Origin of the sequence: Petrimonas mucosa, from assembly GCF_900095795.1 — a bacterium.
In the GTDB taxonomy this organism is placed as follows: domain Bacteria; phylum Bacteroidota; class Bacteroidia; order Bacteroidales; family Dysgonomonadaceae; genus Petrimonas; species Petrimonas mucosa.
On record NZ_LT608328.1, the window covers coordinates 3,596,030 to 3,622,703 of the forward strand.

The following is a 26,674-nucleotide window of genomic DNA, read 5'->3' on the forward strand; positions in this document are numbered from 1 at the left end:
CTTTTAACCCCTTAATAAATTAATCGTCATGTCATTCAGAACAGAACTTAAGGAATTTTTAATGCGCGGTAACGTGGTCGATATGGCCGTGGGTATTGTTATCGGCGCTGCCTTTGGCAAGATCGTCACCTCATTTGTTAATGACATTCTGATGCCGCCCATCGCCATTCTGGTTGGCGACAGCAGGTTTGCAGAGCTTAAGCTGGTATTGAAAAAGGCGGTAATGGAAGGATCGGATGTTGCGGTACCGGCCATCACATGGAACTACGGTGCATTCATCCAGTCGGTTGTCGACTTCGTAATCATCGGTACGGCCATTTTCATTGTGATCAAGGCGATGAACACCATGAAACGCAAGAAGGAAGAGGCACCGGCACCGCCCCCGGAACCTAGCAAGGAAGAGGTTCTGCTGACCGAGATCCGCGACCTGTTGAAAAACAAGTAACCCCCTTACTGCATCTCGGTAAGGTATTTCCAGTATCGGCGCGGCATCTGCTGGCGCTGTAGCTTGAGGTTGATCCGCTCTTTGATGGTGATGCTTTTGAAATAGGCTTTCCATAACTGCTGAAAAAAGGCTTCATCGTCCGAGAGGCGGTCCTCGTCTACAATTCCCGACTTCAGGCGGGAGAACTCTTCCTGCGGAAAGGTGACCTCGGCAACGGTACGGGTATCGTAATAGAGACCGCAATTCCGGTTTGTATCGTAAATGATCCAGGGTTGACCGGCATAACGCGACCTGAAATGCGGTACGATCAATGAAAGTACATTGTAACGTGGAGAAACAGGAGCGAACCAGATACCGTCGGCCGTCTCCTGAAAACGGATGAACTGGATCAGTTTCCGGGCATCGGCACCCACCTTCTGTGCGATATCCTTGATACGAAGTACATCATCATCTCCGAAATTCATTTCAATCCCCTGAGGATGATCGATATTTTTACGGATATACCGGAACAGCAACATCGCTGTCTCCGGCAATTCCGACAACCAGACGCTCAGCAACATATTTTGTGCGAATTTCGATATTTTTTTCTCCAATCCTTTCCATACACGTTTCGATTTCTCTTTTTCAGTATCCACATAGTACTGCTCATCTATAAACAGAGGTTTTTGATCGAATTCAGAAAGGATCAGATCGGGAAATTTTCTCTGCTCATACGCAAAGAAAACACATGAAAGTAATCCGTCGAAAGTATTATCGTATGTAAAAACAATCATTATTCCACCCTTATAGAGATTTTTGACGACTGAACTCCTTTTGCCTTTGCTTCAAGGGTAAGCGTTCCGGCAATTTCTCCTGCCTGTACAATAGTTGTGAGTTGTCCGTTGAAAAGCGGCATCTGTGGAAGATGGAACATATCCAGACAGGTGGGGTCTCCATTGGCGGAAGCACGGTATTTCCCCGCTCCGGTTACCGTGAAACGGATCATACGGTCGTCCAGCGGACACAGGTTGCCCTCTTTATCCACCACCCGGACATTTACGTAAGCCAGGTCTTTCCCGTCGGCCGACAGTGCATCCCGGTCGGGAATCAGTTCGATCCTATGGGGCTTACCGGCCGTACGAACGACTTTTTCTTCGGCTTTATTACCGTTTTCATCGTAAGCAACGACCTTCACTTCTCCTGGTTCATAACGCACATCCATCCACATCAGACGATATCTTTCCGTTAAGGAATTATTATTTTTTGTACGCTTTCCCTGACTTTTCCCATTGATAAAAAGTTCGGCGGAGGGATAACTCGTATAAACAAACACCGGGGTTACTTCACCTTCGCGTCCTTTCCAGTTCCAGTGCGGGAGAATATGGAGCGTAGCTTCGTCCCTGTTCCAGATACTTTTGTACAGGTAATAACGGTCTTTAGGAATACTTGCAAGGTCTATAATTCCAAACATGGAGCTGTGATTAGGCCATGCATCGGTGTCATAGGGCGAAGGCTCGCCCAGGTAATCGAAACCGGTCCAGACGAATTGTCCCAGTGTCCAATCGTAATCATCGGCCAAAACAAAATCCTCATCGGGAATATTCGACCATGAGCAGTATTCGAGATCGTAAGAAGAGGACTGGTGATCGTCGTAAAGCGCGTCGGCTTTTTTCTCCACGGGGAACTTGTATACACCACGGGAACTTACGGTGGAAGAAGTTTCGGAACCCAACACCAGATTCTGCGGGAGTTTTTCGTATGCCTCCACATAACGGTGGGTTCGATAATTGAATCCCGGGACCTCAACCACCGCCGCAAACCCATTGTCCAGCACACAACTAATCTGATCCATTCCGGAAGTGACGGGACGCGTAGGATCTTCCCGGTGGCAAATGTCCTGCAGGAAACGGGCAACCTTATAACCTTCGTTACTGCACTGGGTAGGCACTTCGTTGCCGATACTCCACATGACTACCGAAGGATTGTTCCGGAAATGACGCAACATATTCACCATATCTTTTTCGGCCCATTCGTCGAAAAACCGGTGATACCCATTTTTGCATTTGGCGACCTCCCATTCGTCGAAGTTCTCCACGATCATCATGAAACCCATTTCATCACAAAGTTTTACTAATTCGGGAGCAGGCATATTGTGGGACGTGCGGATACCGTCGCATCCCATTTCTTTCAGGAGGGTCAACTGGCGGCGTAAAGCAGCTTCATTGATAGCCGCACCCAAAGGGCCGAGATCATGATGATTGCAAACCCCTTGAAATTTACGTCGCTGACCGTTCAGGAAGAAACCCTTGTCTGCTATAAATTGAATATCCCGGATACCGAAACGGGTCGTGTATTCATCAGTCTGTTTACCGTCGACAAATAGGGTAGATGTAGCCGTATAGAGGTAAGGCGTTTCGGGTGACCAAAGTTTGGGATCCTCAATGATAAAATTCTGTTCAAACGGGCGCCCGTGGTTGAGTTGCTGTCTGTTATCCTTGGATGCCACCACCTTATTATCCGCATCCCTGATCTCCGTGATAATGCGTATATCCTTATGATTACCCGCTATTTCCGTCCGCAGATGTACGGAAGCATATTCCGTTGAGACAAAAGGCGTTGTAATATACGTTCCCCAAACCGGAACATGGATCTTATTAGTTTGTATCACATGCACATTCCTGTAAAGTCCGGCTCCCGGATACCAGCGGGATGACTCCGGCTTGTTCTCGAGCCGCACGGCAAGCAGGTTATTCTTACCGTCAGCATTTAATACTTCGGTGATATCGCAATGGAAAGTATTGTATCCGTAAGGCCAGAAGCATACTTCTTTCCCGTTCACATATACCCTTGCTTCGCTCATAGCGCCGTCGAACTTCAGGGTAACGATTTGTTTTTCGGATTGGAAGTTTTCCACATCAAAAAAAGTACGGTACCAACCGATTCCCATATACGGAAGGCCGCCTGTGCGCCCTGTTTTTACTGTCGGCACCCTCTCCCCGTTCTGTATAATAGCTACTTCCTGAAGGTCATGTTTACGATCGAACGGGCCATATATAGCCCAATCGTGGGGAACGACAACAGACTCCCAGTTTTTATCATCGAAGTTTTTATTCACGGCTTCCGGATAGTCACCTTTTGCAAACTTCCATCCTTTCTCTAACAGGAACTCCGTACGCTGTGCCAACAAATTATAGAAAAGACCAAGAAAGAATAGCGTAAATACCAGTTTTATCCTCATATTTTTTGTTATTGAATACCGGACTACCACAAAGCACCACTAAGCAATATTTTTGCATTCCAGTATGCGATTATTTTATTGAAAAGCATCCATTATCACGGTGGGATATCCCTCTTCGGTGAATGCCCCTAGCCGATACTTGCTTGGCTTACACTGCGGTTCCCAGTAGAAGACCCCTTTACAGCGGCCGTTTGTATTCTCCTGACTCTCCTTCAGGATGCGGGACAGCAATGCCTTCCCTTCGGCCAATACCGAAGTGTCAGCCAAACGTCCATCATCATCCGCACACTCCATACCCGTTTCAACGATCATCACGTCCGAGTCGTATTTGGCACTAACTTTCTTGATGTTTTCGATACAGTCTGTGATCACCTTATCCGCGGATGTCTCTTCCCCATAGAGCATAGCCCAATAAGGGTAGAGCGACATACCTATCATATCCCATTTGGCACCGTTATTTTTCAGGATATCTAAATTCCAATTGTAAAGGTCGTTATCGTATCCACTATCCAAATGGACGATCACCTTGGTATCGGGGAAGACCGACTTAGCGGCTTCGTATCCGGCAGCAAACAATGCGGCATATTGTGCAGGATTCTTATCGGCCTGCCCCATTTCCCACAAGAAGCCATTACTGGTTTCGTTGCCCACTTGTACCCATTCGGGAGTAATACCTTTCTCTTTCAAAGCATTCAGCACCTCTTTAGTATGGTCGGCCACCGCTGTTTTCAGTTCCTCCAACGAAAGTCCTTCCCATGCGGCAGGCATATACTGTTTGCCCGGATCAGCCCACGTATCACTGTAATGAAAGTTAATCATCACTCTCATTCCCAGATTTTTTGCGCGCCATGCCTTTACCAGTACATCGCCTTTATTACACCAACCATCAACAGGATTTACCCATACACGCAAGCGAATAGAGTTCATCCCTAAATCACGCAACAATGTCATGCATTCGGTTTCGCGACCCAAAGAGTTATAGAATTTATTTCCGGCTTTCTCCATTTCTGTAAGCCAGCTTACATCGGCTCCCTTGGCGAACCCGCTCATATCGTACACGGGTGGCTCCGGATATACCGGTTTATCGTCGCTACTGCAAGCGGTAAGGGCGATCAACGCCCATACCGCATTCAGGAATATGTTTTTTATGTTCATTTTTATCTATTTTGATACGTTTATTGAATAGTATATGTACGGTTGATAAGGTCTACCGTAATGGTATAGGTACCTGCCGACCAACTGTTACTATCGGGAATATCGCTGCCACCGTACGTTAACTTCCCGTTGCTGCCGCCAAACAGAATATCCCAGTTATCCCGGACAAGGTAAATTTTAAATCCGTAGCTTGAAGCCCCGTTCACGGTGATGCTTCCGGAATAGACTCCCGGAACGGATGTGGACGCTAACGTTTGATTGAACTCCCATTTATCGTCCAATCCGTTCACATACACGTGGTCGCCTACCTCAGTCAGTGCATAAGAGAGGTTTTTCAACGACAGGTCGAAGAAATAAACACCCGGTACAGGAGCGGCAATATTGTTCTGGCCCTGGAATTCCAGCGTTCCGGAATAGGCATCGCCTCCGGCTTGCGTGTACACGTCACCCCAATTGTCTTTCTCTATTCCAACCTGGTATCCCCATAGTGAATGTACATTCAGCACGCCGGCATAAGCCAGATTGTCCTCATCATAAAGATACAACTTATTATCGAAATTCCAGCTTCCTCCTGTGATACCGTCATCGATACCGATCATATAGACCTCCTGGCTGACGTGATCTGGCTCTTCCGATCCGCTCGTCACTTCACACGTCCAGTTTTTCGGATCGCTCAGGTCGAGGATCAACGTACATTCTCCCGCGGCAGGGATTTGCACTGTGATATCACCCGGCGTACCTGCCAGGACAAGCGATCCGTTTTCCTGCGCAAAAGCGATGGTCACTTTATCGACAGCGGGAGCGCTATCACCTGTCTCATAATTATACTCATCTCCCTGTCCGCTCAACCGGATCGTTGCCGTACCAGCAGAAGCGGCATTGAAAACATAGTACCATTTCGTATTCGGCCGGTCGAAAGTCATCTCTCCCCCGATATCGCCGGTAATGTTGAGAACCGGAAGATAAACGGCCGACCACCGTTTGAGCTCGGTATTGACCTCTGTATAATAACAGCCGCCCGGCTCGGGATACCAGAAGTTCCAGCTATTCTCTTCGGAAGAAGCCAGAAAAGCCGATCCGTCTGCCGCAAGATTTCCCCATATCTTTCCGTCACCCTCTTCCATAAAGAAGTTGTACCACGAAGTAGCGCCAATAAATCCGGCATATACCCCATTCGCATCTGGAGAAACCAGCGTAAGACCTGTTTGTTTTTTGTCCTTATCCAATATAAACCCGATAGTCATATCGATCAGATAGGGCGTGATATTGACTTTCTTTATTTCGCTATATACCGATTCGATGTTGGGGGCTATGCTTCCACGCAGACGGAAGTAGACAGGAGTCGCCACATCGGGTACAAGTCCAAGGTTCCTGGCGATGGCATTCAACTCTGCACCGGTATAAGCTTTCGATTCGCCGATGCCTTCGTTCTCAATTACGTTCGATGAAAAATCTTCCTGCGTGGATATCTGCAGGTACGCCGTAAAGACATCGGGTGCTCCCATATCCGGGTTGCTCACTACCAATGTACTGTTTTTCCATGCGGCGGAGAGTACGATCTTCGAAGCATTTTCCTTGCTTAACATGATATCTGTTTCGGTAAGGATAAATTCACTCCCTTCCAGCCCCGAAAGATATATTTTGTCTCCGTCTTCTTCGCAGGCGGTCAAGAGTATTAGCAAGATGACGACGGAGTATTTTTTCAATAAATGCAATGCCTTCATAATCTGATAATTGATTTTTGATTAATAATTTTCGTTCCACAGGTTCGGGTTGGCCGTCAGGTCCGTGGAGGGGATCGGATAGATATTGTATTTACTATCCACCGCTTTTCCCTCCTTCACGCCCCCTTTCCACTCCCACAGGTAATCGGCCGTGGTAAATTTGCCATACCGTACCAAGTCCGTACGGCGGGTACACTCCCAATACAGCTCGCGGGCACGTTCGTCAAGGATAAAGTCGGCGGTCATCTGCCCATCAGTAATATTGCCCGAGTTATCGCCAAAAGCACGTTCACGCAGTTGGTTGACATACCCCAAGGCGATGCCACGGCTACTTCCTTCTCCCCCTTTCACCACGGCCTCCGCCAACATCAGGTAAACATCCGACAAACGAAACACAGGAAAGTCGGTATTCACGCTAAAGTCGCTGAAATTGGAAGGTCTCTCTCCCGCGTCGGTGAGATTAGTCCATTTCTCTGAAAGGTACCCGTATCCTTGGTCATCCACCACTTCAACCTCCTTGGTTTGCCCTTCGGTATAAAAGAGGGCACGCCCATCCCCGCTACTGAACAGATCGGGGAAGCTGCCCCGCAAGCGGAAACTTCCCCATCCCGACTCCACACCATAATCAGCCGGTAACTGACTATCAGAGGTATTGCTTATGGCACCGCAAATGATATACGTGGTAGCCCCCCATGATGCGGTATAGGTTGCATCTACTGGGAAAGCATAAATAATTTCGTTTGTACGCTTATCGTTTTCGGCATTAAACAGTTTGGTATAATCGTCCTCCAACGTGTAACCGGCAGCTATAATCTTGTTGCAATAATCAATGCAGTCGGTCCATCGAGCAGCACCCGTGTAGACTTCCGCGTTCAGGTAGAGCCGCGCCATCAATGCCCACGCGGCCTCCTTGGAAGCACGGCCGTATTCAACGGTTGTACGATCTAGTAACTCTGTCTCCACTTCCTTCAGTTCCGACTCGATATATTCAAACACCTGGTCAGCGGTATAGCGCGGCGGCAAGTAACTACCCACCGGGTCGTTCTCGGTAACGAATGGAATATCGCGAAACAGGTCTAGCGCATGGTAGTAAGAAAGGGCACGGAGAAAGCGGGCTTCCGCACGATAACGACGTATCTCTTCCCGATCGGACTCGCTGAATTTCTCGATATGCTCCTCTTCAGCGTTTCGCAAGAACTCATTACAGAGCGCAATCGTGTAATAGATGCGGTAATAAGTATCGGACACCCACACGTCGTTTGCGTCCCAGCTAAGATAAGTAAGCCCGTTCATTTTGTCCCCTTCCTGCCACGTGTAGATCGCCTCGTCGGTACCTAATACCTGCATGTTAAAATAACAGCGCATGTAGTCATACCCGGAGTTACTATTGAGGTCGCTATTCCCGCCCCCTTTCTCTTGTCCGGTTATGACATAAGAGACATAGATCTTGCCGAGCACCGCCTTGTAGTTATCCACCGATGTATAGACATCCGCGGACGTAGTTTCGATGTTCGGATATTGATCCAGATCATTCACGCAGGAGACCGTGAAAAATATACTGCCAAGCAGTAGCAATGTGTAATATATCTTGTTCATAGGATAATATCTTGTTATTAACGGTTAAAATTAAAATTCAAATCCCACGTTGAGCGAGTAAATACGCGGACGTGGATAAAAAGAAGCGTCCATACCGCTCGGTATTTCCGGATCAACTCCCGAATACTTTGTAATACAGAACACATTTTGCATCATGATACCCGCGTTCATGCTCAGCCAAGGAGCCACACGGCCAAAGTTATAAGAGAGCGACAAATTGTCCATCTTCAGGAACGAACCGTTCTTCACATAGTAATCAGACAGGTGCTGACGACTCTGGAAGCCGGTTTCCAGGTAACTGCTATGCAGGTTGTTAAGTTGATATGAGTTATAACTCATGGTCCCCATAGCTCCGGTATTCATCGCCATACCGTCGTACACGTAATTGCCCACGTTTGCCCTGAGGCTCGTGCTCAATGTCCATTTCTTATAGTTCACCGACGTGCTGAACCCGAAGATGAAATCGGGTGCGGGCGACTTGTATCGATAGAGGTCTCCAGAATTTATCTCCCCGTCGTCATTCAGGTCGGCATACGCCCCCTCAATGGGCTTCCCTGTTTCTTCGTCATACAACTGACGATACACGTAGAACATATAGGGTTCATAACCTTCGGTCAATACCTGCACATTCTGCCCATCAATCCAAGCACCGGCAGCTATGTTGGTAACCGCACCGCCTTCCACCAACGAGAGGTTCTTCACCTTCATCTTCTGCCAAGTCATATTAAAGCTCACATCCCAGTACCAATCGTTGGTTTGTATGGGGATGGCGTTCAGGGTAAGCTCCAGCCCCTCGCTATCCACGTTCCCCACGTTTGTTAGGATATTCTTGTCGAAGTTGGTACCGGCCGGCGACGCCACGCTCGCCAGCAGATCCTTCGTTTTTCGAGTATAGAAATCGACGCTACCGGTGAAGCGCTCCCTGAGAAATCCAAAGTCGACACCGAAGTTCCAAGATGCGGTCGTTTCCCACTTCAGGTCGGCCACATACGCTTCAGGCCGGTAGGTATAATACCACTGGTTACCAAACTGCGCCTGTGCCCCATCCTGGCTATAGGTGTATACCGGAAGGTAGTTGTAGTTCCCAATTCCCTCTTGTTGCCCGGTAATACCGAAACTGGCTCTCAACATGAGGTTACTCAACATCCCGCTCTCTTTCAGGAAAGTCTCCTCCGACAATCTCCAAGCCAGAGCCACGGAAGGGAATGTACCCCATCGGTTGTCCTTGCTAAAACGGGAGGTGCCGTCGCGACGAAGGGTTCCTGTTAACATGTAGCGAGTGTCAAAAGCATAATTTAGTCGAGCATAATATGAAAGAAGCACGTGTCGCTGATCGGAGGCCGCGATGGTACTCTGCGCCTCTCCCAGGGCATTTAGCTCGTTATAAGAAGGCGATGTACTCTTCCAGTGTTGATAATCATATCCCACGGTAGCATCCACACTGCTCTTCCAAGTATCCACGTACTTATTGTAATTGAAGTAAGTAGTCAGCAATCGGTTCGAGTTTTTTTGCGGTCCATAATGGTAATCACGCCCTCCCGACGTCTCGTATTGAGCCGCTTCAGCAGGTACGTATATATCTCCCTCTCCCTTGGCATAATCGTAGCCCAAGGTGGAATGAAACCTCAGTTCCGGCAGAAAGTGCATCTTGTAATCCACATCGAAGTTACCGACCACTCGAGACACCGTACTAGTGGAATGATACTGCTCCAGCCCTCCCAACGGGTTGATCGTGCCCCCGGTCACCAACTGTCCTGCATTATCCAGGGCTTCGGTATACCCACCGAAGGTATTGTTGCCCGAATAGACGGGGATAGTCGGATTCCAAGTTGCGGCATTCCATATGACACTGGAATTGGCAAAACGGTTGTTATTACGAGAGCCTCTCGCGTTGAGGTTGAATCTTAAGTGATCGTTGAAGAAATTGGGAGATAAAGAGACGCTACCGGTAATGCGTTCCGCGTTATCCGTGATTAATATGCCGTCTTGATTGTAGTAGCCTACGGATACGCGGGCCGGGAAATTCTTTGCTAGAAGACCCGATAAACTGAGGTTGTTGTCCGTACCGAGAGCGCTCTGGTACACTTGATCATTCCAATTGGTATTATCATTGCCCAGCAAAGCTTTTTGAGCCGCCGATCCTTGCGTGTTGACCACATCAATAAACTGGTCACGCGTGAGCATATCTATCATATTGGTGCTAGTCTGCACCGAGTTAGTGGTTGTAAGTGTCACCTTTAATCGGTCGCTACTCCCTTTTTTAGTCGTGATGATGATCACCCCGTTGGATGCACGTGAACCGTAGATTGCAGTGGAAGAGGCATCTTTCAGTATGGTCATGCTTTCGACATCCGAAGGGTTGATCAGGCTCAGGAAATTCTCGGAGTTACCGCTGATCCCCCCGTTCTCCAGGGGTACCCCGTCGAGTACGATCAACGGATCGTTACTGGCGTTGAGTGATGCACCTCCGCGGATACGGATGGTGCTTCCGGCCGTAGGCGATCCGCTGTTGGACATGATCTGCACGCCGGAGACCTTACCATTGATCAGTTGTTCGGGCGATCCGATCAATCCCATGTTAAAATCTTTGCTGCTTACGTTGCTGACCGATCCGGTAAGGTCGCTTTTACGCTGCGTTCCGTAGCCGATGACTACAAGGTTGTCGAGGGTAAAAGATTCGGGTTGCAATTGGATATTAATCTGTTCACGACCATCTGTCGAAATGACCTGGGTCTCATAACCGATAAAGGAGACCTGTATCCCTGTGCTTCCGGCAGGAAGCGTCAGGCTATACTCTCCGTTTATACCGGCGGTTGTTCCGATGGTAGTGCCGGGCACCAGGATCGTTGCTCCGACTAAAGGTTCATTGTTTTCATCGGTCACAATCCCCGTGATCCGTCTTCCTCCTTCCTGCTGTGCGAACAGGGAGGAAATTCCTCCGGGAAGGATCATGTACAGTACCGCTATAGTGAATACGGCAACAATAGGGTGAAATAATTTTCTCTCATTCATAATTCAGTTTACATTATATGGTATAGTAATATCTTTCATTTGATTAAAAATTAGACTCAAGAGCCAAGACACAAGACACAAGACATTTTAATCATTGGCATATTCATATTTTTCATCGAATGCTTCATAGTATAAAATATAATATGCATGTTGAACTATTCAAGCCATACATCGCCGATCTCAATAATAGCTTTCTCATTCTTCCGGCCATCGAATGAGATCTCCAGTAGTTCAATATCCTCAGGCCGGAAAGGGATAGGCACGACGGGGTCAAAATATTTTTTCAGAAACACCGGATAAGGGTGCGGTAACAACGCCGTGGCTGTCTGCTGCAATTCCGACAGGGGAATACGGTATACGGATTTTTCATTTACGGCTATTTTAGCGGCATACGTATAACCGGTATTCGTAACAAAACCGATGTTAAGGCTGTCAGGGGCATTCTGTAGTGACACGCAAAGGGTGTTACTTTTACCCAGGCGTTTTGTACGTAAAGCAATTTCCTCCTTTACATAGCTGCGTAGGAAGAAACGGGGATTCTCATCATCCGATTCGCATATAAAACGTTGCACAGGTCTCGTTTCCGGGCAGGTATCGATCAGTTCGCGGTGTACACGGCTCCATTCAGGCATGGTATATGTTTCTATCCGGCTGTTCTCACGAGTCGCACTATAAAGGGATATCGCACTTGTTTCATTAACAACCCTGGTTTCCCAATACATAGGCGAGGCATAATCCCAATCGAGCGGAGTCCCGGATATTCCGGCCGGGAAAGTGGTTGGGTTACCGTCCCGTGAAACAATGATAGTATACCTGAATTTACCTTGTGTGACAACTTCTCCGGGTATGATGGCCCGGTAAGTGTAGCCGTGTATCCTTTCCATGGGATAACGGGGATTGTTATCGCTCCAGAATGAGATACGGTCGGTGTATATCCATACCGAGTCGGGAAATGCCGACCCGGCGATCTGTGCTTCGATCACCAGGGGTTTGCCGCTTTCGGTAACAGCCGCGGCCTGATGGAATACAGTGTAGGTCTGTGCGCGGGGTTGTGGCGCGACATATTCCCCTAACCTGATGTTGTTCCATGGGGTATCGGCATCCCACTGTAGCAAGGAGACATACCCTTGGCGTTGAAGGATATATACACCCGGACCGAGAGCGGGAATAACACCGCCCACAGCCTGGGTACTGTACCGGTTCCCTTCGTTGATCCCCCTGATTTCAAAATCATCCTGCAACGCAGGCAGGCGGAGCGTCATATCCCAATTGTTCCATGCAATGGTCACCACTTCTTTGTGAAGCGACGGTTTGGCAAACGGATCGCTTACCGGCACGGCGTCGGGCATTACTTCAAGCCGCCACACACCCTCTTCCAACCGGTCGATAAAATAAGCGCCTGTCCCTTCGTATTGTACGATGGGCGAGTTTCCGTATCCGGCTATCGATTTCAACGTTACGGCGTCAACAGGCGGGGTGGAGGTATGGTTGGAATAAAAGTATTTCTCTTTCGTATTCATCATACTCATATCCTGAGAATAGCTTACTGTAAAACCTGCGAAAAGCGTATCGGCAGGGTACGTGCCGTAGGATTGACCGCGTGGAACGGAATAAGCCACTTCAGCGGCAATTTTCATACTGATAGCTTTCTGTGGGGTATACGCCAGATTAAGGAAATGCGTTTGATACTCGGTATTGGCCCATGCCATATCCATTGGGTCATAGGCGAACTGCGTGATCCACTGGAAGCCGGCAGTACGGAATGTCCGGGCCATGGCAGGATGCATATAGGAATACATGATATCGGCCGGATCATATTCATACACCAGCCGGGCCTTGTTCTCAAAGCCTTTTACATGGCTGAAGGGAATATGGTAATCATCTACATACGGCAGAAAATTACCCTTCCGGGCATATCCCGACACCAATCCGACAGGATACCACTGATAGGTGGTTCCCTGTATGCCGGTGGCATAGTATGCTTCAATCTGCTGCATGTTATGACTCACGTTGTAAAACAGGGGTTTACGGTTCCCGGTTTTGCGCAACGCGGCGAGCATACGGTTGATGTAATCACGGGTTTGTTGTTGTGTTCCTGTATGGCAGGGCTCATTATTGATCTCAAACCCGACCACCGACGGGTCGTCCTTGTATGCTTTCCCGGTGTACGGATTGACATGCATGGCCAGCGAAGCGATATAGCGTTCCTGTGCCCGGATGGCTTCGGGATTAGTATGGATCTCGCACTTATCATACGCATACGAAAAACCACCGGTCGGTTGGTTCCTTTCCGGGTATCCGTTGCCGAAATTGGTCATGGCCGTGAGTATAATATGGATATCCCGTTCCTTGAGTTTATAGATAAGCCAATCCAACAGGTCGAGATGATCGTTCTCTATCAGGTTCCCATTGATATCGGATATCTCCACATCCCAGATATGAATGCGATAAGCATTGAATCCCAGCCGGGCGAAATGATAGACATCCCTGTCGATCGCCGCTTTACGATCCACGTTCAGGTATCCCATTGCCCGGTAAGCATGGGCAAACGGAAGCGTATAATTAACTCCAAAGAAAGAGGCTTCCTCCCGGGTATCTTCCCAGCGCATGACACCTTTTTTGTCAACATATATGGAGGGGACTTCTTTTGCTGGCGTTGCAGGAAAAAAGATTACGAAACAGAAAATAAGGGTCAAAATTCGTCTTTGCATATGTATTGCCTTTTAGTAACAATGATGAAGGCAAAAATAGGTATGTATAAAGAAGGTTAAAAGCACATCCCGGACATAAATGGATAGATTTCGGACATGGCCCGGCATCCTGTCCGATCAGTTACCAGCGTGTTCTTCCATAAACTGCCGCGGCGTCTTCCCAAACTCCGCCTGGAAGCATTTAGAGAAATAAGAGTGATTGGAATATCCCACCATATACATCACTTCGGCCACCGTGAATTTTTTCTGACGGAGCAGCATGGCTGCTTTTTTCATCCTGATGGATTTGATATATTCCACAGGCGACATACCGGTGAGTTGCTTTGTTTTGCGATAGATCTGCTTACTGTTTATTCCTGATAGTTCACTGAGCCTGTTTACATTCAGCTCTGAATCGGAAACATGGTCCTCGATAATCCGTATGAGTTTCGACAGGAATTTCTCGTCATACGATACCGCCTCGATGGCCCTGGGCTCCGAAATAATCTCCATACGTGCTTTGGCTTCCATCTGCTGTTTACGGAGAAGTAGTTGCTCCACCCGCGAAAGTAGTATCTCCGGCTCGAAAGGCTTTCCTATAAAAGCATCGATATGGAGGTGAATACTTTCGAGTTCCGTTTCTTTATCGTTTTTGGCGGTGAGCAGAATGATCGGAATGGTCGATGTGGGAATATGTCTCTTAATCCGCTGACACATTTCCAGGCCGTTCATTACAGGCATCATCACATCCGCAATAATGAGATCAGGTTGGAGTTCGAAACAAAGTTCTACCCCTGCCTTACCATTTTCGGCCACTTTACAACGGTACCGGGGTTGTAATGTTTCACAGATAAATCCGGTAATATCGGCATTATCGTCCACTACAAGGATCAATGGTTTATCTCCCGAACCAATCCGGGTCTCCTCCTGAGGAAGAGCTTCTGGCAATGTCTGGCGGGACGGTAATGGAAGTATCAACGTGATTGATGTACCCCGGCCTTCTTCCGAAACCACACGGATTTTCCCCCCGTGCAACTCGGTATAACTCTTTACCAGATAAAGTCCGATACCGGTACCTTCCCTCTTTCCCAATGTACCGGATGACTGGAAAAAGCGTTGGAATATGTATGGAAGATCTTTTTCGGGAATCCCTATTCCGTTATCGGATACTGTAATCTCCAATTCTCCGGTAGTATCGGAAGCATGTATAGAGAGGCTTATTTCACCCCCTTCGGAAGTATATTTGAAAGCGTTTGACAACAGATTCCCAAGGATCGACTCGAATTTAAGCACATCAATATCCAGATAAAGTTCCGGCAGATTACTTTCGAAAAGAAGAGCGACTTGTTTCTCTTTGGTTATCTCCTCCTCATACACGGCCAAAAGACTCCTGGCAAAAGAGATAAACTCTACTTTCGAGAGGATCAGGACAGATCCGGCGTTATCATCTATCCTGTTAAAATCCAGCACCTGATGTATCAGCGAATTCAATTTCCGGGCATTGCGTTGCACTATCTCCAGTTGCTTCTTCTCCGACGGGTTTTTCACCTCGAGGAGTAGTTTACTGACCGGAGCGACAATTAGGCTCAAAGGCGTTTTAAAATCGTGGGATATGTGCGTGAAGAAATCTATTTTCGACTGTGATTGTTCCAGTATTTTCTCTTTTTCAAGACGCTCGAATTTCAGGCGGTTTCTTACTCTGAAAAAATTGATTATCCAGAAAATAAAGGTTAGCGTCAAAAGTATATAAACCGCTTTAGCCCATGCGGTATAGTACCAGGGAGGATTGATACGGATATCGATTGTATAAGGTTGATCCGACGGTTTTCCATACGGGTCAGGTCCACTGATCAAAAGCTGATAGCTCCCATATTTCAGGTTATGATAGGTGATCCTGTTGGTATTTTGTTTCAGCAGATTCCAATCCTGGTCTACCGACGTCAATTTATACATAAATTTGGGTTTCTCTTCCAGCGAATAGGACAAGTCGGATATTTCGAATGAAAGGTTATTCTGTGTATGTCCGAATATAAATTTTCGTGCATAACGGATGCCGTTTTCACTGATTCCGTCTTCGGGTGTTACCAGACGGTTATTGACATACAGGGCTGTAATCGTTATCGGACGTTCCACCTTGTGCATTCTGGCAATTTCGGGAGAGGTAATCACCAAACCGTCAACACCGCCCATATAGACCAACCGGTCCCCGGGGTCATAATACAGACTTGTAAAAGCCTTATCCATCACATGGAAGTGACGTGCATCCATCGTCTCTTTGTGGACAGTCCACAAACCATCAGTAGTAGATACCCATATATCCTGTTCCACTTCGATCATTGATAATATTTCGCTTTGTCCTAAATTTTCCAGTAAAACGATATCCGGTTTCACACTTCCCGGCATAAAACGCATCACTCCACGACGAAATCCGGCCCAGATAACTCCCGAACCATCACATAGAATATAGTTAAGGCTGTTACTGCCTGGAATATCGTCAACCGGGATCCGGGTAATCCTGCGGGTACGGGTATTGATTTTTGTCACTCCGTTATTGTACAGTAACATCCAGATATTCCCTTCATGATCGGGAATCAGTTGATTGACAAACATGCCCGGCAATCCGTTGTCTACAGAGTAATGGTAGTCGGCTACGTAACTTTTTCCTCCATAGGCTTTCATCAATTTTTGTTTGTCGACGACAAATATACCGCCCAGGAAACTGGCGATCCACAGATAACCGTCGTTGTCTTCAAACAGGTAATAGGCCCAGTTACAATTATATGTTCCGGTACTGTCTACTATATTGTAATGGACAAATTGTTCCGTCGCATAGTCGTATCGATTGATACTGCCGTCCGTGGCGATCCATAGGTTCCGGTCCTTATCCTCATAAATATTCCGTACACGGTTATGCGACAGCGGAGCGCGTCTGTTTCCCATTTTATACCAGATTGCCCGGGCATCCTGTCCGGAAACAGACCGGGAACGGATCAACCCGTTAGTACCTCCAAACCAGTAATATCCGTGGGAATCTTTAAAAAGAGAATAAAAGTGATTGCCCTCTCCCGTACCGGTGATCTGTGAAATCGGCACATACTGGAAACCATTATTGAAACGGGAGAGCGAAATACCGTAATCTGTTCCTAACCAAATGTTTTTTTCCTTGTCTGTAAAAATGGTCCATACGATATTATTTGATAACGAAGAACTGTTACGGGAATCGTGGACCACATGCTGAAACTCTCCTTCCGCCTGATAGATATAAAGTCCGTTATCCGTTCCCGCCAACAAATTTTGTTGTTGATCCAACGCCAATGTTTTGACCGAATTTTCATGGAAGAAGGTTAATTGCCCCACTTTCTTCGATGAAGGGTCATACCTGAACAGATTCCCTTCCGTACCGATCCAGATACAATTCCTCACGGTATCTTCCAACAATGAGTTTACGAACAGATTACTTTTATTGACGGCACCGGGAAGGGAAATGGTTTCGAAAGTATTCTTTTCCGGCAGATAACATGACAGTCCGTCGTAGGTTCCGATATATATGCGATCATCCGTCGAATGGATAAGAGAGTAGATCGTTTCATGTGTCAGGCCTTTGTGTGTAGTTCTATTGATCCTCTCCAAACGCTCCGATTCGAAATCATAGGTATACAATCCGTTAAGCGTACCGATCCATAACACCTTATCACGGCATACCATTGCACGGATATCCGTAGGGAAGGTGATGCCAGGGTTCTCATATCTGTCCGTACGATAGTTATAGATCAGTAATCCGTTATCCGATCCAAGGTACAGGTAGTTTTCCCCAACGGTCATTCCACAATAGATCCAGCTATTACTCCGTTCCCCGTAGGAAAAATGAGGTTGCACTGAATACCCGTCGTAACTAAACAACCCCTTATCCGTACCTATCCATATCATTCCCTGCCGGTCCTGAATAAAACTGTTCACGACAGACGCCTCGGACCCTAAATGGATATTCTCGAAAATCTGATAATTGATGTTCTGACCGAAAGCCGGCACATAGGAACATATCGTAAGAAAAAGATATATAGATCGTCGTAACATATGCTTTGACCCCTGCTATTCCCCCCAATCGATTGAATATTGCAACAGTTCTGCCGCTGCTTTCTTCTGCTTTTGTGAAATCTGACGACGTACATACTGGGGCGTGAGTTCATTGACGGTCTGCATGGGTAGTTCACGACACACAATAAAATACCGGGCACGCTTCATCACTACACCTATCTTCTTAAGTTGTTCGGAACTTAGCCTGCCATATCGTCGCGAAGTGACGATCAGTTTAGCCGACTTCACACCGATACCCGGCACACGAAGGATCATCTCGTAAGGTGCCGTGTTCACATCAATCGGGAAAAATTCGGGATGGCGTAGTGCCCATCCCATCTTCGGATCGACATCCAGATCCAGATCGGGATGGGAGTCATCCACCAATTCGTTTGCCTTGAACTCATAGAACCGCATCAGCCAATCTGCCTGGTACAGCCGGTTCTCCCGTACCAATGGTGGTTTGGCCAGTGCGGGCAAGCGGATGTCCCCGGAATTTACCGGAATATAGCCCGAATAATAGACCCGCTTAAAAGAGGGACGTTTGTATAATGCCGAAGCTAACGAAAGTATCTGCTTATCGTTGTCGGGGGTAGCACCGATGATCACTTGGGTACTCTGCCCCGCCGGTACAAATTTGGGGGCCGAACGGAATTTTTTGCGGTCTTCCACGCTTTCCAACATCCCCTGCTGGATAAAACGCATGGGAGCAAAAACCGATTCGTAATCTTTGTCTGGGGCAAGCAGTTTCAGGTTCTGTTCTGACGGAATCTCGAGATTGACGCTCATCCTGTCGGCATAGACTCCCGCCTGGGCTACAAGTTCACGGCTCGCGCCGGGAATGCTTTTCATATGGATATAGCCGTTGAACCGGTGGGTTTCGCGCAACAGTTTCACCACACGCACCATCCGCTCCATCGTATAATCGGGGTTACGCATTACACCGGAACTGAGGAAAAGCCCTTCGATATAATTCCTCCGGTAGAACTCGATGGTCAGGTTGGCCAACTCATCGGCCGTGAAAGCAGTACGCACCACATCGTTGCTCCGCCGGTTGGAACAGTAGGCACAGTCGTAAATACAGTGGTTGGTGAGCAGTATCTTGAAGAGCGAGATACATCGACCGTCGGGCGTGAAACTGTGACAGATACCCCAGCCTGCAGCTGTACCTATGCCGCCCTTCACTCCTCCCCGCGATGTACCGCTCGATGCGCACGAGACGTCGTATTTGGCCGCGTCGGCAAGAATTTTCAGTTTTTCGAACGTCTTTTCATTCATATCCGCTCAAGGATTATCCGTTACAAAGAAAGTAAATTGAATCGAATCGGACGAATCTGGAATCTTAAAAAATCGACTCCCGTTAATAACGTGAGTTCGGGATAACATATTATCCCCAAATGGTTAATTGACTTGACTTTTCCACTTCAAATTTGATTGAAGGCTTTTTGGGAAAGAAACAATATGCCACCAATGCAGCAATTATGTTCATGATGAAATTATGTGTGGAACGATGCCTTGAATGTTCTATCTGGCAGATATTCTTCAGTTCATCATTGATGGACTCAATTACAGATCTTTTGCGTAAGAGAATCTTGTCGCGGAATGACATCAGGGAATTTTTCATATTTGAGCGTATACCGGTCACTAAATGAACTCCCTGGTCAAACAGCATCTCGAAGAGCTTTGTGCTGATGTAACCCTTGTCTGCATATAGTTTACCGAAAAGATCTTTGGTAAGAACATTGATTACGTCAGGGTTTCTATCGTCGACATTGCCTTTTGTGAGAGAGAAATTCAGCAATTCACCCTTTTCATTACAGACCAGATGAAGCTTGAATCCAAAAAACCAGCCCATCGTACTTTTCCCTCTTTGTGCCAGATCCCTGAATACTTTATTCGAGTGGATACGCTTGTTATGACATACTTTGATTGGAGTGCTATCCACATATGTAATGCCTGTGCATTCACCAAATCCAAAGAGTTTGAGCAACAGCATGAAAGGTACAATCACCCTGGGTTGCAACTCGACAAAACGGTTGTAGGAAACGGCATTTGGAAAATAGCTCTTCATGTGCTTGCAAATATAAAACAGGTAATAATTCTTGAAATTATGAAAGGTTCCACAGTGGAAGCAGACCATCACGGCAATAATCTCGCTCTGGGACATTTGCGTTTTCCTGTTTCTCCTTTTCGTTATGTCACCTGCTTGAAGTTGGTGATTCCGGATTTCATTCTCATATTCTGCACAAAAATCGTCGGCAATACAAAATATTTCAATAACTTTGTCTGTTGTGATCATAGGGTTGATGTTTGTTATTTGTTTGATTATCAGCTATAAATATACAAATAATCTCCCTATATCACAACTTTTTTTATGATTTTCTTATCCCGAACTCACGTTAATAACTTGTCAATATTCTGATTTACAATCAAAAGATTATTCATATTAAAAAAATATATATTTTTGTAACCAAATCTTGTTTCCCGCTGTCTTATGGAGGTAAACCAATTATTCATTTTTTAAATTTGCAATTATGGAAGATTTAATCGGCGTTATCGCAATTCTTTGCACCATCGGCTTACCCATAGGTTTCGGAATGTATCTGGGGTTAACCTCCATCCGGGCGGAACACAAGGAGAGGATGGATCTTATCCGGCAGGGGATAATTCCTCCGGAACGGATGAAAAAGAAAGCCAATCCCAACCGGATGGTCTCACTCAGGAACGGAATCGTGCTTATTTCACTGGGAATTGGAGTGATCGTAGGTTTTCTCAGTTCTGAAAACCTAGCTATAGGACAGGATAACGGGTTCTGGATTATCGGCGCAAGCATCGTTTTCTTTCTTGGATTGGGATACCTCTGCTATTTCCTCGTAACGCAAAAGATCGGGGATACCCAGCAGAAAGATACAGACCAGGAATAATTCACTGCGATGAACGAAAATCAGCGCGTACAACAGGTGCTTTCGGGCAATACTTCTGCGTTCGCGTACTTTGTCGAAACCTACCAGGACATGGCATTCACCATTGCCCACCGGATCTGCGGCAATGTACACGACGCGGAGGATGTTGTGCAGGAGAGTTTCGTAAAGGTTTACCGCAACCTGCACACGTTCCGGAGCGAGAGCAAATTCTCGTCGTGGCTTTACCGCATCGTGTACAATACGGCCATCACACATTCAAAATCGAAGCTGTGGCTCTCGTCCGATCAGGAGAGATCGCTGATGAATGTCCAGGAATTCTCGGATCTCGATACTGAAACGCAGATACTTGATTCCGAAAGAACCGAAACGGTATCCAATGTGTTGAACTGTATGCCGAAGGGCGAGGCACTGCTGCTAACCCTATACTACCTGGAGGATAATCCGGTAAAGGAGATTGCCCGGATCACCGGATTGAACGAATCGAATGTAAAGGTGAAGCTGTTCAGGGCGAGACAGTCATTCAAGGAGTTGTATACAAAGTACGAAAGGGTCACAACCTTCTGACAATAAAAATGAAACCGATAATGAACGAAAACAATAACATGCCGTACGACGACGACGCCTTCATCCGGGAGATGATACAAGGGGCAAAGATGCAGGCACCACAAAACCTGAGGTACAGGATCATGCATCAGATTGAGTCTGAAAACGCCCTCAAGCCCAAGCAGACTCCGACACCGGTGCATGAACGGAAAGTGCTGAAGGATTTCATCGGCATATTCGGCGTGATGTATGCCGTCCTGGCTGCCCTTATCGGCGGAGCCTACTTCCTTAAGGGGAAAGAGTTTGCACTCTCTTCCGGCTTTCTCTGGATGGTTATCGCCGTTGCCTTTGTGTTCAGCTTCTTCTGGCTGATGACACGGATCGATGAACGGCTGAACGACAAGAAGAGGGCGCACCACATCTCGTCGAAATAGCCCGCTCCGGTTATTCGCTCATCAGCTGCTCCCGCGCCCTGGCAAGAATTTCTGGTGATTCCGCGGAAGGATAGCGCAGATCGAGCGACTTGAAAAGTTCCAGGATGATATCGCCCACAGCCACTCGGGTGAAAAATTTCTTGTCGGCCGGAATCACATACCAGGGTGAATGTGGCTTCGATGTCTTTTCGAGCATCTCCTCATAGGCCTGGTCATAGGCATCCCACTGCATACGGGCCTGCAGATCAGACGAACTGAATTTCCAGTTCTTCTCCGGTTCATCGAGCCGCGACAGGAAACGTCGCTTCTGCTCCTCTTTCGAAACGTGGAGAAAAAATTTCAGGATACGCATCCCATTATCGTACCAATGTTTCTCGATGGCGTTGATCGCTGCGTAGCGCTCTTCCCAGAACTGCCCTCCAATAGCATCCACCGAACCATAACCCGGTATCCGTTCATTCAGGATCCACTGCGGATTGACCCGGGTAGCCAACACATTCTCATAGTGCGACCGGTTGAAGATCTCGATCATTCCCCGCTCCGGCAAGGCCAGATAGTGACGCCACATGTAGTCGTGCTCCAGCTCGCTCTTAGCCGGGGTCTTGAAGCTGTGCACCCGACACCCCTGGGGATTGATGCCCGACATCACGTGACGGATCACCCCATCCTTCCCTGCAGCATCGCGCGCCTGCAGAATGATCAGCAACGAGTAGCGATCGTCGGCGTAAAACTTCTCCTGCAGATCTTTCAACTGCCGGATATTCTGCTTGATCTCATCTTTGGCCGACCTCTTGTCATACCCTCCATCTTCCGATGTGGCATACTCTCGCAGGTTCACTTTCGAGCCGGGCTTCACCCTGAATTTACCGTAATCGATATTCATATGATCAGCTTTTTTTGGGATCTGCCGGACCATCCGGCAAAACCGGTTGTTTGGCAAAGTAAATGAAAAAAATGGGTGTAACGTATCCCGTCGGCTATGAGCGTGTTGCAGGAATGGGTAAAAATTAGCATATCCCTCTCCGGTCCACCTCCTATGGTTTATTCTCTGCTTCAACCGGCACATTGAATCAATGGCGGTATGACAATATTGTATTCGATCGTTGATCGGGGGTATCGTGCATGTAAGGATCCGTCTTATCCAAGGATATTCTCTTTCCAATTGTGTGGGAGCAGCTCTTCCAGTTTATTCGCGTGATGATCGGGTATTCTGTTGAGGACATCAGTCATCCATCGCGTTGGATTCACGCCGGCTTCGCGACAACAGGCGAAGAAAGAATACATCATCGCGTTACGCTCGGCTCCCTCGTGGCTCCCGCAGAATAAATAGTTACGGCGTCCCAGGGCAAGTTTCCGGATTTTATTTTCAATCTCGTTATTGTCTATCTCGAATTTGCCGTCCGTCATCGTCCTTTCCAACCTGTCCCAAATTTTCAGAGTGTAGGCAACCGCGATTCCTATGGGAGATTTAGGCAGGACTTGCCCCCGCTGGTCTTCCAGCCATCGTTTCAGCTCTTCCATCACCGGTATTGATTGTTGTTCGCGCAGCCGGTGCCGTTCCTCGAATGGCATCTTTTCTTCGCGTGCCCGTTTCTCTACCCGGTAGAGTTTCGCGAACAAGTCAAGGGCTTGACGCGATCTCGATGGCGAGTTCTCCTTGGCGTGTTCAAATTTTCGCCGGCTATGGGCCATGCATGCCAAAAGTGTGATGTGCTCCGCGTCCTTATACTGGTCATACCCCGCGTACGCGTCAGTTTGGAGCGCGCCGCGGTACCCGTCAAGAAATCCGGCGGCGACATCCCCCGAGCGGGATTTTCCGTACCTGAAGCACGCCATGCCTTCCACGGGGGCATGAAACACCCACATGTACCCCTTGTGCGTGGCACCGGGCTTATCCGAGGTAAGAACAGGTATCGGGGACTCGTCCACCTGAAGGTAGTCGCGTTTCATTATTTCATGGATCAGTGTATCGTCTAACGGCTCAAGCAAGCGGCAGACGGCGGCGTACCAGCCCTTGAGCGTCGACTCGGCAACCGGTATCTTTTGCCGCTTGAATATCTCGGCCTGGCGATAGAACGGGAGGTGGTCGATGAATTTGCTCGCGCAGATATGGGAGAGAATGCCCGCCCCGGCATTTCCTTTCACGATGGGCAACGAGGGCATGGGGGCTACAGTAACGCAGCCTTCACCTTCCGTGCCCGGCACCACGTACTTGGGACGGATAATAACCCGCACGTAAACGTCGGCGGGCTTGTACTCCAGCAGCTCGGTGACAGACTCCCCTATCTTGACGGCTCCATCGGGGATAAGGTCAGGTTCAATCACCTCCTCTTCCCGTCGCAGGTGCTCGGGAAGACGGCTCCGGACAGGCTTTTCGCGTGTCTTTTCGCATTCGTAAGTGATGGTTTCCTTGTTCGCTTCCGCTTTTGGCTGAATATCGCGAAGTGAATCCCGCGTGCCGGCAAAGAGGTCCAATTGCCCGTCATCGGTTTTTTCCGACCTGAAGCGTTCACTTCTCACACCGTAAAGCATCCGTTTTAGCTCGGAGAGTTGAAACCTCAGGTATTCGCAATCGGACTTGATGGACAGCAATTCGTTATATTCCCCGCGGGAAATAACAACCTGGTCATTCAATTCCGTATTGCTTGTTTTCATGGTGTAAAGATACAACTTATCAATGAGATGAACAAGCACGAAAGTCTTTATTCACGCGGTTTTTGGAGCAATATTGAATCTTTTCCGGCGGGTGGTTTTTTCCATGGAAATACCCTCGACCATCATGACCAAATCGCGCCAAAGAATACTGCATCCCTTGCCGGAAGAATGGACGCGGGGAAGGGAAAAGCGGCCGCTTTCCAGGCGCTTGTGGTACAGCACGAGCCCGCCCCGTTCCCAATGGAGCAGCTTGATGGTCGTCCTGGACCTGTTGACAAAGATGAACACTTCCCCGCCTAACGGGTCGCGTCCCAATTCCGATGAGACAAGCCCGCATAAACTGTCAAATCCTTTACGCAGGTCGGTGGGTGAGAGGCAGAGGTAAAAACGCTGGGATTCGTTAAGTGAGAACATCGTCCGGGAAATTAAAAAGTGAGCAGTTCCCCGAGTAGCGTGATGTCGGTTACCCCCTCGTCCACGCGAAGAGTTACCCCGCCGGGATAGGCGGTCTCGAACCGGGGCATCCGCCGGGAGGACGGCTTGCCGACAACAGTTACCGGCTGCAAGAGGGATGGCTCCTTTGCAGGGGGTGTTTTTGAGGCTTCATGTTCCGGATGGACTTCAAGATACAATTTTCTCCATTTGTAAAACTGCCATTCACTCATGTTTTTGGACCGGTAAAAATCCGTGGCCCGCTGACCACTTTGAAAGTACTCTTCGATCAGGGAAAACGCTTCGTGTTGAGTAAAACGACGATTCATTTTGTTAGTGTTCATCTTTTTTTGACAAAGATCACGGTTTAATCGAAGCAATCCAATACGCCTATGACCGACGGCTTACCGTACATCTGTGCCCGCAAAGCGAACGTCAGCGGTAATATACTGACAACCAAGCTTGCGGCTCCTTCTGGCTTCACCCCTGGCTTCAAGCAGATTGATCAGTGCCCGGGCGGTGAGTTCCTTCCCTTCAAAACCGTACCTGGTAACTCCCTTCTTCCCGATCTTGATCATACCCAGGTAATGGCACTTGATGTGCCGGGCACGTATGAATCGAATCACCTCCGAGCAGGTGAACCAGCTGTCGGCAAGCAGGTAGTCAAAGCGGATGCCCTTTCTAATGGCTCGCTTTATCATGGTTATCATCAACTGGATCTTGCTCTCCCCGTACTCTTTTGCCCGCGTTATAACGGGGGAGGCTTCATCTCTATCTTTGGTAAACCGCGATTCGAGCTCCTTGTCGCTCATGCTGAAGTTGTTCTTCCTGCCCTTCTCCCCGAGGATGGCGAAGTCGAGGATGAACTGGCTCTTGCCATCCGTGATGCCCAGAAAGAGAGATTTGAAACCAAGGATCGCCTTGTGTCCCAGGTGGGAATAGACCCTACCGATGTTTTCAATACGCCTTCCCGTTTTGGGAAAGTCGGTATCGTCCACCATCAGGCAAACAGTTTGATGCTTGTGGTCACTTCTCACGCGAACCTTGTTCCATATTTGAATGGTGAAGTGGTAGAGTATCTTGCGCCAATCATAAATTTCGTTGTTCACAAAACGGTAGAAAACATCCTTTTCGCAGCCAAAGAAGCCGCTTAGGGATGATCGACAATAATTGTAAGGATTCTTGATCATGAAACAGGGGAACATAATCAGCAACTCGAGCACCTGCAGCAGGGAATACTTGCTGTTGCATTTGCTCCTGCTCCCGAAGAGGACCTTCTCCGACATGTTGAAACCTTTTAGCATATCCGTCAGGGTAAAAAGGGCACTGTTTGAATCATCTTTCTTGAAAAAAACGCTGATTTCTGATAAAATGGAGTTACTTTTGTATATCGGCATAGGGCTGTTAGTATTTTTGGTTTTGACGCTTAAATATACTAATAATCTGTGAATTACAGAAGCCTCTGTGCCGTTTTTTTATGCGATTATTTTTACTGAATTTTTACTTGCGAAACTTGAATAATCCTGTAACACGTTCACAATAATCATCCCCATAATACCAAACAATTTTCCCGAAAAGAGATTGTCAGCTCAAAATAATTTACTAAATTGCAGCAGGATAATAACAAAAAATGAATGTCATGGAACATGATCAAAACAGTGAAGTCATCTCCTATACGGCCCCTGACTTTGAAGTCGTTGAAATTGAAATTGAACAAAATATCCTGGCAGGTAGTACACCAGATTTTGACGGCGAGGATTGGGGTTAGTTTTT

At 47.7% G+C, this 26,674-nt stretch carries 19 protein-coding genes and 1 pseudogene; 5 read left to right on the top strand and 15 right to left on the bottom strand.

Annotated features, from left to right (window positions below):
• Positions 1-28: 28 nt before the first annotated feature.
• Positions 29-445 (top strand): large-conductance mechanosensitive channel protein MscL, encoded by a 417-nt coding sequence (mscL, locus tag ING2E5A_RS14395; protein WP_071138006.1) that lies wholly within the window; start codon positions 29-31, stop codon positions 443-445.
• Positions 446-450: 5 nt separating this feature from the next.
• Here mscL and ING2E5A_RS14400 read toward each other — a convergent pair whose 3' ends face one another.
• From ING2E5A_RS14400 to ING2E5A_RS14445, 10 genes are all read right to left on the bottom strand, one after another.
• Positions 451-1,218 carry a TIGR03915 family putative DNA repair protein gene (locus ING2E5A_RS14400; protein ID WP_071138007.1) on the bottom strand — a complete coding sequence of 256 codons (768 nt, stop codon included), beginning with the start codon at positions 1,216-1,218 and terminating at the stop codon, positions 451-453.
• On the bottom strand, positions 1,218-3,662 hold the full coding sequence (galB, locus tag ING2E5A_RS14405) for a beta-galactosidase GalB (RefSeq protein WP_071138008.1): 2,445 nt from the start codon (positions 3,660-3,662) through the stop codon (positions 1,218-1,220). The genes ING2E5A_RS14400 and galB overlap by 1 nt, the downstream gene beginning before the upstream one ends.
• Positions 3,663-3,737: 75 nt before the next feature.
• The gene (locus ING2E5A_RS14410; RefSeq protein WP_083373376.1) at positions 3,738-4,817 is read right to left on the bottom strand and encodes a glycoside hydrolase family 53 protein; all 1,080 of its coding nucleotides are present in this window, start codon (positions 4,815-4,817) and stop codon (positions 3,738-3,740) included.
• 20 nt (positions 4,818-4,837) lie between these two features.
• The gene (locus ING2E5A_RS14415; protein ID WP_071138009.1) at positions 4,838-6,541 is read right to left on the bottom strand and encodes a DUF5114 domain-containing protein; all 1,704 of its coding nucleotides are present in this window, start codon (positions 6,539-6,541) and stop codon (positions 4,838-4,840) included.
• A 21-nt stretch (positions 6,542-6,562) separates the two neighbouring features.
• Positions 6,563-8,137, bottom strand: coding sequence for a RagB/SusD family nutrient uptake outer membrane protein (locus tag ING2E5A_RS14420; RefSeq protein ID WP_071138010.1), 1,575 nt, complete (start codon positions 8,135-8,137; stop codon positions 6,563-6,565).
• 30 nt (positions 8,138-8,167) lie between these two features.
• Positions 8,168-11,089: a SusC/RagA family TonB-linked outer membrane protein gene (locus tag ING2E5A_RS14425; RefSeq protein ID WP_231960480.1), complete on the bottom strand. Its 2,922-nt coding sequence runs from the start codon at positions 11,087-11,089 to the stop codon at positions 8,168-8,170.
• Between the two features lie 215 nt (positions 11,090-11,304).
• On the bottom strand, positions 11,305-13,860 hold the full coding sequence (locus ING2E5A_RS14430; RefSeq protein WP_071138012.1) for a cellulase family glycosylhydrolase: 2,556 nt from the start codon (positions 13,858-13,860) through the stop codon (positions 11,305-11,307).
• A 117-nt stretch (positions 13,861-13,977) separates the two neighbouring features.
• Positions 13,978-17,913 carry a hybrid sensor histidine kinase/response regulator transcription factor gene (locus tag ING2E5A_RS14435; RefSeq protein ID WP_071138013.1) on the bottom strand — a complete coding sequence of 1,312 codons (3,936 nt, stop codon included), beginning with the start codon at positions 17,911-17,913 and terminating at the stop codon, positions 13,978-13,980.
• Between the two features lie 15 nt (positions 17,914-17,928).
• A complete protein-coding gene (locus ING2E5A_RS14440; protein WP_071138014.1) occupies positions 17,929-19,191 on the bottom strand; it encodes a putative DNA modification/repair radical SAM protein in 1,263 nt (420 codons plus the stop codon).
• Positions 19,192-19,300: 109 nt separating this feature from the next.
• Positions 19,301-20,212 carry an IS982 family transposase gene (locus ING2E5A_RS14445; protein ID WP_005842164.1) on the bottom strand — a complete coding sequence of 304 codons (912 nt, stop codon included), beginning with the start codon at positions 20,210-20,212 and terminating at the stop codon, positions 19,301-19,303.
• A 235-nt stretch (positions 20,213-20,447) separates the two neighbouring features.
• On the opposite strand from ING2E5A_RS14445, the gene ING2E5A_RS14450 reads away from it, so the two are divergent.
• From ING2E5A_RS14450 to ING2E5A_RS14460, 3 genes are read left to right on the top strand one after another with little or no spacing between them, the layout of a single operon-like run.
• Entirely contained in the window at positions 20,448-20,837 is a 390-nt protein-coding gene (locus ING2E5A_RS14450; RefSeq protein ID WP_071138015.1) for a DUF6249 domain-containing protein, read from the top strand.
• 9 nt (positions 20,838-20,846) lie between these two features.
• Entirely contained in the window at positions 20,847-21,401 is a 555-nt protein-coding gene (locus ING2E5A_RS14455; protein ID WP_071138016.1) for an RNA polymerase sigma factor, read from the top strand.
• A gap of 20 nt (positions 21,402-21,421) precedes the next feature.
• On the top strand, positions 21,422-21,814 hold the full coding sequence (locus tag ING2E5A_RS14460; RefSeq protein ID WP_083373377.1) for a hypothetical protein: 393 nt from the start codon (positions 21,422-21,424) through the stop codon (positions 21,812-21,814).
• 10 nt (positions 21,815-21,824) lie between these two features.
• On the opposite strand, the gene ING2E5A_RS14465 is transcribed toward ING2E5A_RS14460, so the two are convergent.
• The 5 genes and pseudogenes from ING2E5A_RS14465 to ING2E5A_RS14485 all read right to left on the bottom strand — a co-directional run.
• Positions 21,825-22,697, bottom strand: a complete 873-nt coding sequence (locus ING2E5A_RS14465; RefSeq protein ID WP_071138397.1) for a polyphosphate kinase 2 family protein — start codon at positions 22,695-22,697, stop codon at positions 21,825-21,827.
• A gap of 254 nt (positions 22,698-22,951) precedes the next feature.
• Positions 22,952-24,469: an IS66 family transposase gene (tnpC, locus tag ING2E5A_RS14470; RefSeq protein WP_071138017.1), complete on the bottom strand. Its 1,518-nt coding sequence runs from the start codon at positions 24,467-24,469 to the stop codon at positions 22,952-22,954.
• 51 nt (positions 24,470-24,520) lie between these two features.
• The gene (gene tnpB / locus ING2E5A_RS14475) at positions 24,521-24,883 is read right to left on the bottom strand and encodes an IS66 family insertion sequence element accessory protein TnpB (RefSeq protein WP_071136645.1); all 363 of its coding nucleotides are present in this window, start codon (positions 24,881-24,883) and stop codon (positions 24,521-24,523) included.
• Between the two features lie 11 nt (positions 24,884-24,894).
• The gene (locus tag ING2E5A_RS14480; RefSeq protein WP_083373378.1) at positions 24,895-25,245 is read right to left on the bottom strand and encodes a transposase; all 351 of its coding nucleotides are present in this window, start codon (positions 25,243-25,245) and stop codon (positions 24,895-24,897) included.
• 63 nt (positions 25,246-25,308) lie between these two features.
• A pseudogene (locus ING2E5A_RS14485) lies at positions 25,309-26,298 on the bottom strand (transposase); the annotation flags it as partial.
• A gap of 242 nt (positions 26,299-26,540) precedes the next feature.
• On the opposite strand from ING2E5A_RS14485, the gene ING2E5A_RS15845 reads away from it, so the two are divergent.
• On the top strand, positions 26,541-26,669 hold the full coding sequence (locus tag ING2E5A_RS15845) for a hypothetical protein (RefSeq protein WP_262502189.1): 129 nt from the start codon (positions 26,541-26,543) through the stop codon (positions 26,667-26,669).
• The last annotated feature ends 5 nt before the right edge of the window (positions 26,670-26,674 follow it).